Genomic DNA, 10,239 nt, shown 5'->3' with positions numbered 1-10,239 from the left:
GCCCTGTCGGGCTCCCACCATTACTTACCCCCCCCCCCCCCCCAGCCCCCCCGGCCGGGCGGGGTTGGGGGCCTGCTGGGTTCCCCCCCCCACTGGGGGGGGGGGCCCCCCCCCCCCCCCCCCCCGTCCACCGGTGTGGTGTCAGTTCACATCATGGTTGCGAGCGAATTGTCGGTGTCCGTGGCGTTTCCGAGCACCGTGTGCACGGTGTGTGCGAACTTGGTCACCGTCTCGATGAGGTGCTCGAAACTCTTCATGAACTCCGCCTGGTTGTAGGCGTACGTGGTGGCGTTGGCACCGCCGAATTCGCCCAGCAGTGCGTTGGTGCGGTTGTGGACGTCGGTGTAGTCGTCGCCCATGCCAGCCGCGTTGTGCGCGACGCGGTCCGCGCTGTCGGCGATGGCGGCCTTGTTGTAGGTGATCTGTGTCATTCGTCGGCTCCTTGGATGTCTGAGTTGGGGATGGCTCAGCGGCCGATCGAACCGAGCACCGACTGCAGCTGCGCCACGGAGTCGACTTCGCTGTTGTCCATCTGGTCCGCGGTGGTCCCGAGGTGCTCGGCCAACGCGGTGCCGTGCTGGAGAATCTTCTGCATATCGGTGTTGATCTCAGCCATCGTCTGCATCGCCATGACCGCGGCCGGCCCCTTGAAAGCACCCGATCCGACGAGTTCCTCAATCAGGTTGGTGCAGTCCTTCGACAGGTGACTGCTCTGCATCATGGCCGACAACACCGACGTCATGGTGTCGCGCAGCTGCTCTGGTGGGACGTCGATAATGCCTTGTGCTTCTGCCATATTCCTGTCTCCCTTGCTCTTCGATTCCCCCCGTCGCGGGGACGTGAATTCGAGTCTATGGGCATCTGAGCGGCTGTCACTTCACCAAACAGCAAAGTTGTGAGCATCGCACCCGACGTCCTCAGAACCCCCTACAAGCACATCTGCACAGGCAATATAAGCGACAACCGCGGTTGTCGCCAGACCTGGCCAATAACCACAGCTATTCCCTGTCGGTGCGGTCTCCCTCCACCACGATGCGCGCGCGGGTGACCTCCTGCTGATCACCGTCCGCACCCTGTCCCCGCGCCAGCATCCCCGCCGGCGCCATCGGCATCGCACCACCACCGGTGCCGACCGCGGTCGGACCCCGGAGCTCAGCGGTGCTCAGCAGGCCCGGCGTGCGCAGGCCGGTCGGCCGACCGCCGCTGTCCTGTCCGAAACTGCTCACCGGCCGGGTGTAGCTCGTAAGTCCCTGTGCCGCACCGACTCCACCGACCCCTCCACCGCCGCCCCCACCGGCGGTGGGGCCGAGGCTCGTCACACTCGGCGCGCCGACTCCACCCGGACGCAGCGCTTCGGCGGAGAACGCGCCAGTCTGCGGGCCGTTGAGGGCGCCACCGAACATCCCGGTGAAGTTCTGCATCAGCGACATCACGGGCTGCATGGCCTTCTCGGGCAGGCCGATGAATGACTCGAATGCCTTGGGCACGGCTTCGAATCCCTTCTGCAGCGGTTGCAGCGCCTGACCCGCGATGTCGGTGAACGAGCCGAGACCGGCCTGACCTCCCGACGCGGCCTGCGCCGCCGCCTGACTCGAGGCGCGCATCGCCTCCCCGGCAGCACCGGTGGCCGCGGATTCCGCGACCGCCGTCGCGGCTGCGGCGGGCGCCGCAGGGGAGGCACCTGGTGGCGTGATCGGCGGCGGCAGCGCAAGTGCGGGGATCAGTGACACCAGGGTCGCCGAGTATGTCGCACCCGTGCTGGTGTTGTTGGGCCAGAAGTGCCCGAAGTACTGGCTGTCCAGGGCGACCACCTGCGGAAGGAACATCCCCGGGAATGCGATGTTCAGGGCGTTGAACACCGCCCACTCCTCGCGGTTGGCCACGCACAGCGGCGCCGGAATCATCGCCGAATACGCTGTGGTGTAGGCGTTTACGGCCGTGGTGATGATTGGGGGCTTCTCCGCCAACCAACCGAAGATCAGGTGCGCAGCGGTGTTCAGGCCGGTCACCGCAGTGGTCGATGAGATGTTGGTGGCGCCCTGGAACTGTGCGTTCAGCGCCCCCATGTTCGTCAGGGAGACGCCCGCAGCGACTTCGGTGGCAGCCATCTCCGCGGTGTACGCCGCCAAGGCGGTGAGCATGGTGGCCGGCCCTGTGCCGCCCTTGAGCAGCAAATCATTGGCGTCGGGCGTACGGATCGCCCAGCCGGGATCCAGCATGACGTCTCAGTCCGTCGTGAGCGCTCAGAGCGCGGTGCTGATCGCCGCGGCCGCCGCGCGCTGGGCCTCGGTCTCGGCGAACACCGCACCCGCGAGGCCCTGCGCACCGGCAAACAGTCCGCGTTGCACCACGTGTTCGGTGATGGCGCCGACGTACGCGGCACCCGCGGCCCGCAGCGCGTCGGCGAAGGCCTCGGACGTCGGGTCGGCACCCATCGGCAGCACCCCGAGCAGCGCCGCGGAGGCCGCCCCCGCACTGCCGCCCTGGGATGCCGCGATGCCCGCCTCGGTGGCGGCCGACAGACCCACCATGGGCGGTGACACGTTGACGATCGGGTTCCCCGCGCTCATTGCCTTCTCCTCCCCCGCACCCCCGTTAGCTGCGGCATCGTTCGATACTAAGGTGTGTCCGGCGTCGGTGCAGGCACTAATTCGGCCTCTGTGGACTCATCTGTCTCAGGGTGCCCAACAAGCACACCCTCGATGTGGCCCTCCGTCGTGACCATCAGCGCGCGACCCGGCGGCAGCTGCTGGGCGCTGACTCTGCCGAACACCTTCACGGCCGACGGATCGTTGTCCATGTACAGCGTGGGCGCGCGTGAACTGGTCAACCGCTGCAGCAGCGGGTTCATCGCCGACACCCCGGCCCAGTTGCCCGGCAATCTCGACGCGATGACGTGCAGGCCGATTTCGCGACTCCGCTCGATCAGCGGCACCAGCGGCGCGATCGCGGCCGGCTTGCCCAACACCGCCCCGTTGGGACGCAGTTCCTGCTCGTCGTCGATCAGGACGAAGATGTGCGGACCGTCCCAGGTGGAGCGGTTCAGCAACTCCTCCTGACTCAGCCCCGACGGTGGCAGCCGCTGCGTGAGCTCCTGGGCGACCGATTCGAGAACGCCGTCGATGTCCTCGGCCGTGTAGGCGTAGGCACGCACATGGGGGCCCTGCACCTTGCCGATGAGGCTGGTCTTGGGATCGATGATGACGATCTGGGCCTGCTCTGGCGACAGCGCCGCCATCACGGACTGGCCGAAAGCGGCCAGCGTGGAGGTCTTTCCGCAGCCCTGGCGGCCCATGACCAACAGGTTCGGCGTCGATCGGGTGCTCAGACACACCGGCTGCAGTGCGGTCTCGCCCATCGCGAACGGAATGTCCCAGGGGTCTGCCCCGGCTGGTCCGGCGCGGTGCGCCGCCACGAGTTCGCGCAACGCGATCCGGTCCGGAAGACGGACCAACGTCTCCACCCGGCCGGCACCCGTGACGCCGGCGATCACTCGGCCGACCTGACGGGTGGTGATCCGCTCCCCCTTGGGCCCGGTGATCTCCGGCAGACCGACCAGGAGTTCGTGGCTGGTCCTGGTGATGCCGAAGCCCGGTCGGTCCAACACCCTGCGGGCGGCCTTGCGGTGTTCGATGCCGGTGCCCATCGCGGTTTCATCAGGGTTGCTCAGCCGCAACTCGATTCGCGAGTTGGACACCATGACCAGAGCCTGTCGCTGCCCGACGAGCCATCCGTTGGAACTCGACATCACATGGATGCCGTAGGACAGCCCTTGGCGGGCCAGCGCGATGACCCGGTCCCCGGCGGTCATGTCCTTCTCGTAGAGGTCGCCGAAGTTGTCGATCACCAGGAAGACGTCACCGAACTTGTCATCCGGGTCGGTGCCGGCGCCGCCGGCAGGGCCGAATCGGCGCTCCCGGAATTCGGCGATGTCGATCTGGTACCGCTTGAAGGACGCCTCCCGTGCGCGGATCAAACCCTCGAGCGTCGCGATCGTGCGCGAGACACCCTCGGCGTCGGTGACACTCACGACGCCGGCCACATGCGGCAGATCCTCGATCGCGTACAGCGTGGCGCCGATGCAGAAGAACGTCACACGCTCCGGTCGGTACATCAGCGCGGCCGACGTCATCAGCGTCATGAGCGTCGTGGACTTTCCGCGTTGTGCGGTGCCGACCACCATGACGTTGTCCATCTCGACGTCGAGGACATGCACGGTCTGCACATGGTCCTCGGGAATGTCGACGATGCCGACGGGGATCACCAGGCCGGAGTTCTGTCCGTAGTCGATGTGCCACGGCTTGCCGCGGTGGCGCTGCACCAGCGCGTCGGCCCCCTCCGAAACCTCCAACGGAGGCAGCCAGATCTGGTGCGGGGGCCGCGCCGGATGTGCCGACAACGAATCGCGGATCACCTCAAGCAGCTTCTTCTTCTTGAAACCGTCTGCGTGGTACAGGAACTCGTCCGGCTCCTCGGGCTCGTCGACGACCGCGAGCGCGGCACTGTCCTCCTCCGAGAGCGGCTGGTACTCCCACGTCAGCGACTTCGGTTGGCCGAAGCTCAAGTCAACAGTGCGGTCAACCGCGACCTTCTTCGGGAGCACGAACGGCGCTGAGACGTAGAAGCAGCGGAACTGTTCGAGTTCACGCGGTCCCACCTTCAACAACGCGTAGCCGTTCTCCTGCGAGGGCAGGTGCAGGGCGGCATCACTGCCGATCACATCGCGGGAGTCCTCGGCCGTCTCGGCGCGCAGCGCCACCCGGAATGCGATGTTGCTCTTGACCTTGCTCAAGGACGACAGGTCCAGGCGCTGGCCACCGAGGGTGAAGAAGACGTTGCAGCCACGACCCTCCTGGCCGATGTGGATCACCAGGTCGATCCAGTCACTGTGGTGGTGGAAGAGTTCGAGGTACTCGTCGATGATGACCAGCAGCACCGGAACAGGTTCGAGGTCGCGGCCCGCCAGGCGCATCTCCTCGTACTCGTTCGCGTCGCGGGCGCCGGCGTCCTTGAACAGGCGGTACCGGCGGGCGATCTCACCGTTGATGGCCTTGCGCATTCGTTCGGCGAGATGCCGGTCGTCCTTGCCCAGGTTGGACAGCGATCCGGCGACGTGCGGCAGTCCCTCGAGGTCCTGCGCTGCGGACTCGAACTTCATGTCGACGAAGATCACGACGAACGTTTCCGGCGAGTGGGTCAGTGCGATGCCGTTGCACAGCGACAGGAAGTACTCCGACTTGCCCGAACCCGAGGTCCCGATGACCACCGAATGGAATCCATAGCCACCGAAGTCCTTGGCGCGCAGGATGATGTGCTCGAGTTCGCCGTCCGGACGGACACCCACCGGGACCATTCCCCATTTGGGATCACCCCGTCCGCGGCGCTCTGCCCACAGCCGGTCCACATCGAGGTGGCGCGGGTCGGTGATGCCCAGCAGACGCAGCAGTTGGCCGCCCTGGCTGTCCATCGCCGACATCTCCCCCACCGTGCTCGGTGACCATCGAGCCAGGGCCCGTCCGTACCGGTCCGCGGTGCTCACGGCGAGCATGTCGGCCACGGCGTAGAAGGCGTCGCGATGGCGCAGTCGACCCTCGCGCAGTTCGAACCGTTCGTCGGCGTCGGTGAAGCCGACTCCGACGCCCGGCCGAGTGGCCAACCGCAGCACCGTGATTCCGGCCATTCCCTTCTGTCCAGTGACGCCCTCCCACTGTTCGGGCGTGCCGACGTTGTCATCGACGATCACCCAGTGCGGGCCGAGCGCACTGGGCGAGGACGCCTCGATGGGCGAGGGCATCGACAGTGGACTGCTGCCGGACGGCGGCGCCCACGGACCGCGGCCCTTGCGGTGCAGTTCGGCGTCGAGGGCGGTTTCGAGTTCGGTGGGAGACGAGAACACCAGACGGCGCATGCCGCAGGCGTCGAACATCTCATCGTGCTGATTGTGGGGCAACCACACCAGCCACTCCCAGTCCTCCGGATGACGGGTGACCACCATGAGTTTCACGTCGCTGGGACTGTGATAGACGGCCAGGGAGCACAACACCGCGCGCATCAGGCTGCGCAGTTCCGCCATATCGTCTCCGGTGAAGCTGAATCCGGGACGCGAGCGCAGGCTGACGACCTTGCCGATACCGCGGATTCTGCTCTGCTCGAGAATGAAGTCCCGCAGGGCGCGCCCTGTCACCGGTTCGAGTTCTTCCCCGATCGGCACCTCCGGCCACTGCAGTGACACCGCGGATTCGCTGGTCTGCTGGACGCCGACGCCTAGTCGCACGTCGAGGAAGTCGACGTCACCCGGGCGCCGTTCCCACATCCGGGGCCCGCCGATCACCGTGTCCAGACGTTCGGGGTCACCGTGCACGAACAGTTGACTGCGGCGCTGCTCTTGGGCCGCGCGCTGGATCTCGTCGCGATCCTCGTCGAGTTGGCGCAGGTAGACCCGTCGCTGCTTCTCCTGCTCGCCCCAGGACATCTTGCGGGATCGACCGAACCGCCCGCTGAACATCATGGCCGCGAAACCGATCAGCCCGATCATCGGAAAGAACCCGGACTGCATCGACCGGGCTCCCGAGGTGTACATCACCACAAGGGTGCCGAGGATGCCCACCAGCAGTGCCGGAATCGCGATCATCAGCAGGATGTTCCGCGGCTCGCGTTCGGGCAGCGCCAACGGCGGCGCGACGGCGACGCGAGCCGGGGGCACGACCGGGACCGCCTTACGCGGTCCGCGCACAAAGCCTCGCTTGGACATCTGTCACCCTCCCCCACCGGGAATCGCGGCCGCGGTCCCGCCGCCGGGCAGTGTGTCCCTGGCCAACAGCGCATCGGCGCGACTGATCGCTGGTCCGGCGGCGAACGTCCGGATGATCGGCCACGGCGCCTGCACCGCGAGCCCGGGATTGAGCCCCACCGCATTCAAAGTCGAATCATCCCAACTGATTCCGTACCTGACGCCCTGTGGGGCGATCCAGTACAGGCTCTCGCGGGTGTCGGCCGTGACCACGCCGCTCGTGGTCGCGACGAAGTTCGCCGCGCCGGGCAGAATCAACGTCTGGTCGGCCTCCACCGAGTCCGGGTGACGGTCGTTGCGGACCAGCCGGACCAGGCGGTTGTCCTGGCTCGGCAAGACGGGCAGCCCCCTGCCGTTGAAGACCGTGACGGTGGCCTGCCGATCGGTGCCCATCTTCTCCCAGGCGACGCACGTGGTCGGGTTGGCCTCGGTGTCGACGAACCGGAACCTCGCACTCGGGTAGAAACCGACGTTGAGCACGTCGACGTCGGGGATGTCGACCAGCTTGTCCGGTGACACGAGCACGGGTGCGACCGAGGACTGTGTGACGGCGGTGCGCAACAGGTCGGCGACGAACGCGCTGACCTGTTGCACTCCCGATGGAAGCAGCACGTAGAAGCCGCTGACGGTGCCGGCAGCGTCCTGACTCTGCAGGACCGTGCCGATAGGGATGTCCGGCAGCCACCGTGATCGGGCGCCGAGTTCAGGGATCGCGGGGACGACGAGGGGTTCCGTTGCGGGAAGGGCGTCGAAGAGGGCGTTCGACATGCGGATTGGGAACGTTTCGCCGGGGTCGAGCCCGAGGTTGAAGGTCAGCGTCCGGTCTGCTGGGTCGATGCGCGAACGCCGGCCATCCCAGATCACATAGGTCTGATCGCCGTGGGTCGCGAGGACGGCCTGCTCGGGGGCCATCGGCGCGGCCCGCCCCACCCGCGACAGCTGCCCGGCTATGGCGGTCACGACCGGTGCACCCGTGCGCCGGGCCGGGGCGGTGTCGCACACCGACCAGGCCGAGACCGCGCTCGTCGTCACCGCCAGATCCTCGGGGGCACCGGGGATTCCGATTCGTGGACCGGTCGGAAACTTGAGGATCTCGCTGGACTTGACCCATACGGGTGTGGCGTTGCTCCCGGTCGCGAGTCGAGCCGAGGTCAGGTTCAGCGCCGGGTACAGCCGCCCGTCGATCTTGGCGTACACCGCACCCGTGTCCCGGTCGCCGACGATGTTCGAGTCACCGACCAGGCCTGCGGGCTTGAGCACGTGCAGCAGGGCCATCCAGCCGACACCGATCAGCACAAAGACGATCGAAAGTGCCACCGCTGCACTCTGTTTGCGATCGTCGTGCTTCATCCGCACAGAAAACCGGGTGATCGCGGCCTTGAGTCTGCGGTTGTAGAACAGGTGCCCCGAGTTCTGATCTCGATTGGACAGGTTCAGCGGCACGGTCGAGATCCTTTCGGCGGACTGGCGAAAGACGCTGTGCTCACGTGCGGTCGGTCCGCTTTCTCACCATAAGGGCGCCGGATCCACGCCGATGACACCAAATTCCCGGGCGCAGCTGCCGTACGCTGGGCGCCCATCAGCGCAGGCCGCCGCCATAGCGGGTGGCATTGTCCGCCACAGCCTCGTCGCGCAGGGCCGCGAACGCGACGTTCAACCGCTGGGCCAGCTCGTCGTGCGAGTACGCGGTGATCTTCGGGTGCAACGTCAGCTCCATGAGCTTTCCGTCCACATTGGCAACGGCATGTATATCCCCCATGTCCACCGTGAAAGTGATCCGCTCGGCCTCGGCGACCAGCGCTTCCCACATGTCGGCAGCTTCGCTGAGCTCGCGCAGCACCGCCTCGACCAGGGCCTTGTCGTCGGCTGATTCCTCCGCGCCCCCTGGCCCCGACACGCCGTGATTATGTGCAGCCGAAACCAGCAACGTCAATTCAGGGCGCGGGTGACCGGCATCGCGGGCGTCAGCAAAATCGAGCTGAGCTCACCCCGGGTTCCGCGAGGTGCCCTCGGTGACCTGCCAGCCCGAACCGTCCGACGACGTGAGTTCGAGGAACCAGGCGAAGTGATAGTTCGCGGCGATCCGATCGCCGGTGACCAGCGCTTCAGTGGCCGCGAGCAGCAGGCACGTGCCCAGGAGCCGATCATTGACGTCGGGGTACTGGGCCAGCACCTGGTAGCGCGCGGTGTCCACATGCACTCGCAGGACGTCCACCTCGGCATCGACCACACCGGTGCCGCTGGCCCCGGCCTTCGCCATGGTGTGGGTCATCCGGGGCAGTCCGTCGCGCCACTGGGTCGCCTCTGTCAGCCTCCAGCCCAGATCGGTGACCTCGGTGAGGGTGCGGGCGTCGTTCGACGGCGTGGTGACGTCCTGCTCGGCGATTCTGGGGAACGCGTCACCGGGCCGGTAGGTCACGATCCGGTCGGCCGGTCCCACGACGCCTGCCAGACCGCCACGCCGCCGTCCGGGAGGCAGCACCTCGACACCCGCCGGCAGGTCGATGCCGGGCGGCACCCAGCCGTAGGCGAGGTCGGTGGCCAGCACGGTGGTGCCGTCGCTGCGGTCTGCCACCACCCATCCCAACCCGGGTTCCTGGCGAGCCACGAACTGCAACAGGCGCCGCAGGCGCTGCTCCGCCGATTCGACCGAAGTCGGTTCGTGGCCGTTCACTGGGGCCGCGGTTGGAGCCGTCACTGAGGTCGCCGTTGGAGTCGCGGTCGGCGGCGGTGCCGGTTCCGGTGTCGGTGCCGGCGCCTCGGGAAGCTCCACGGCCCCAGTGGGTTCCGCGTCATCGCTGGCCGGCTCGACCACGACACTGTCGGTGATGCCCTCTGGCATCGCCGAGGACGCGGTATGAGTGGGGGGCGGGGTGGCCATGACCACCACGGTGGGTTCCTCGGCCACCCGCCTGGGTCGGGGTGCGGTGATGACCGTGGGCGGTTCCTCGGCCACACGCCGGGGTTGGGGCCCAGCGGCCGGTGCGGCCGGAACCACCCGGGTCGGCTCCTCCGTGCCCGGCCCCAGGCTCAGGTGGGGCGGAACGAAGCCTACCGGCTCCCTGCGCAGGTGCCGGATGGTCGACTCGACACGCAGCACAGCGAATGCCCGAGCCACGTTGACGACTCTGGCCTCTTCGGCCTGCCGAATCGGTTCGGGCAGTCCCGCTTCGGCGAGTTCTCGCAGTCTGTCGTTGGCGGAGTCCGCGATGCGGTTCAGATCGTTCCTGAGATAGGTTGCCAGGGTGGCTGTTTCAGCGGTCACCTGGTTCAGTTCCGCGGGCCACAGGCCGCCCAACACCCATGGCGTGCAGTCCACCGGGGTGCGGAAGGCTGGAATCGACAACGCCTGCTGCGTCGCCTTGCGCAGGCGCTGCCGCGCCGCTCTCCTGCCGAACCTCGCCACCTGAGCAAGAGTACCGGGGTGTGCGGGTCTGTCAGTTCACAGA

The 10,239-nt window shown here is 67.2% G+C and carries 8 protein-coding genes; all 8 read right to left on the bottom strand.

Going from position 1 to position 10,239, the window contains the following annotated elements:
• Window positions 1–146: 146 nt before the first annotated feature.
• Window positions 147–431, bottom strand: coding sequence for a WXG100 family type VII secretion target (locus tag A5727_RS06715; protein ID WP_068246551.1), 285 nt, complete (start codon window positions 429–431; stop codon window positions 147–149).
• 35 nt (window positions 432–466) lie between these two features.
• Window positions 467–796, bottom strand: a complete 330-nt coding sequence (locus tag A5727_RS06710) for a hypothetical protein (RefSeq protein ID WP_157521257.1) — start codon at window positions 794–796, stop codon at window positions 467–469.
• Between the two features lie 202 nt (window positions 797–998).
• A complete protein-coding gene (locus tag A5727_RS06705) occupies window positions 999–2,219 on the bottom strand; it encodes a PPE domain-containing protein (RefSeq protein WP_068246545.1) in 1,221 nt (406 codons plus the stop codon).
• A 24-nt stretch (window positions 2,220–2,243) separates the two neighbouring features.
• Entirely contained in the window at window positions 2,244–2,570 is a 327-nt protein-coding gene (locus A5727_RS06700) for a PE domain-containing protein (RefSeq protein ID WP_068246542.1), read from the bottom strand.
• Window positions 2,571–2,617: 47 nt separating this feature from the next.
• Window positions 2,618–6,751: a type VII secretion protein EccCa gene (gene eccCa / locus A5727_RS06695; RefSeq protein WP_068246539.1), complete on the bottom strand. Its 4,134-nt coding sequence runs from the start codon at window positions 6,749–6,751 to the stop codon at window positions 2,618–2,620.
• Between the two features lie 3 nt (window positions 6,752–6,754).
• The gene (gene eccB, locus A5727_RS06690; protein ID WP_068246537.1) at window positions 6,755–8,233 is read right to left on the bottom strand and encodes a type VII secretion protein EccB; all 1,479 of its coding nucleotides are present in this window, start codon (window positions 8,231–8,233) and stop codon (window positions 6,755–6,757) included.
• A 136-nt stretch (window positions 8,234–8,369) separates the two neighbouring features.
• Window positions 8,370–8,687, bottom strand: coding sequence for a DUF2710 family protein (locus A5727_RS06685; protein WP_068246535.1), 318 nt, complete (start codon window positions 8,685–8,687; stop codon window positions 8,370–8,372).
• 87 nt (window positions 8,688–8,774) lie between these two features.
• Window positions 8,775–10,196: a DUF5631 domain-containing protein gene (locus A5727_RS06680; RefSeq protein ID WP_068246532.1), complete on the bottom strand. Its 1,422-nt coding sequence runs from the start codon at window positions 10,194–10,196 to the stop codon at window positions 8,775–8,777.
• Between the last annotated feature and the right edge of the window lie 43 nt (window positions 10,197–10,239).

Source organism: Mycobacterium sp. ACS4331 (assembly GCF_001667265.1).
GTDB lineage: Bacteria > Actinomycetota > Actinomycetes > Mycobacteriales > Mycobacteriaceae > Mycobacterium.
The sequence above is the reverse complement of the archived record's forward strand: the minus strand, read 5'-3'. Positions and strand labels throughout refer to the sequence as shown.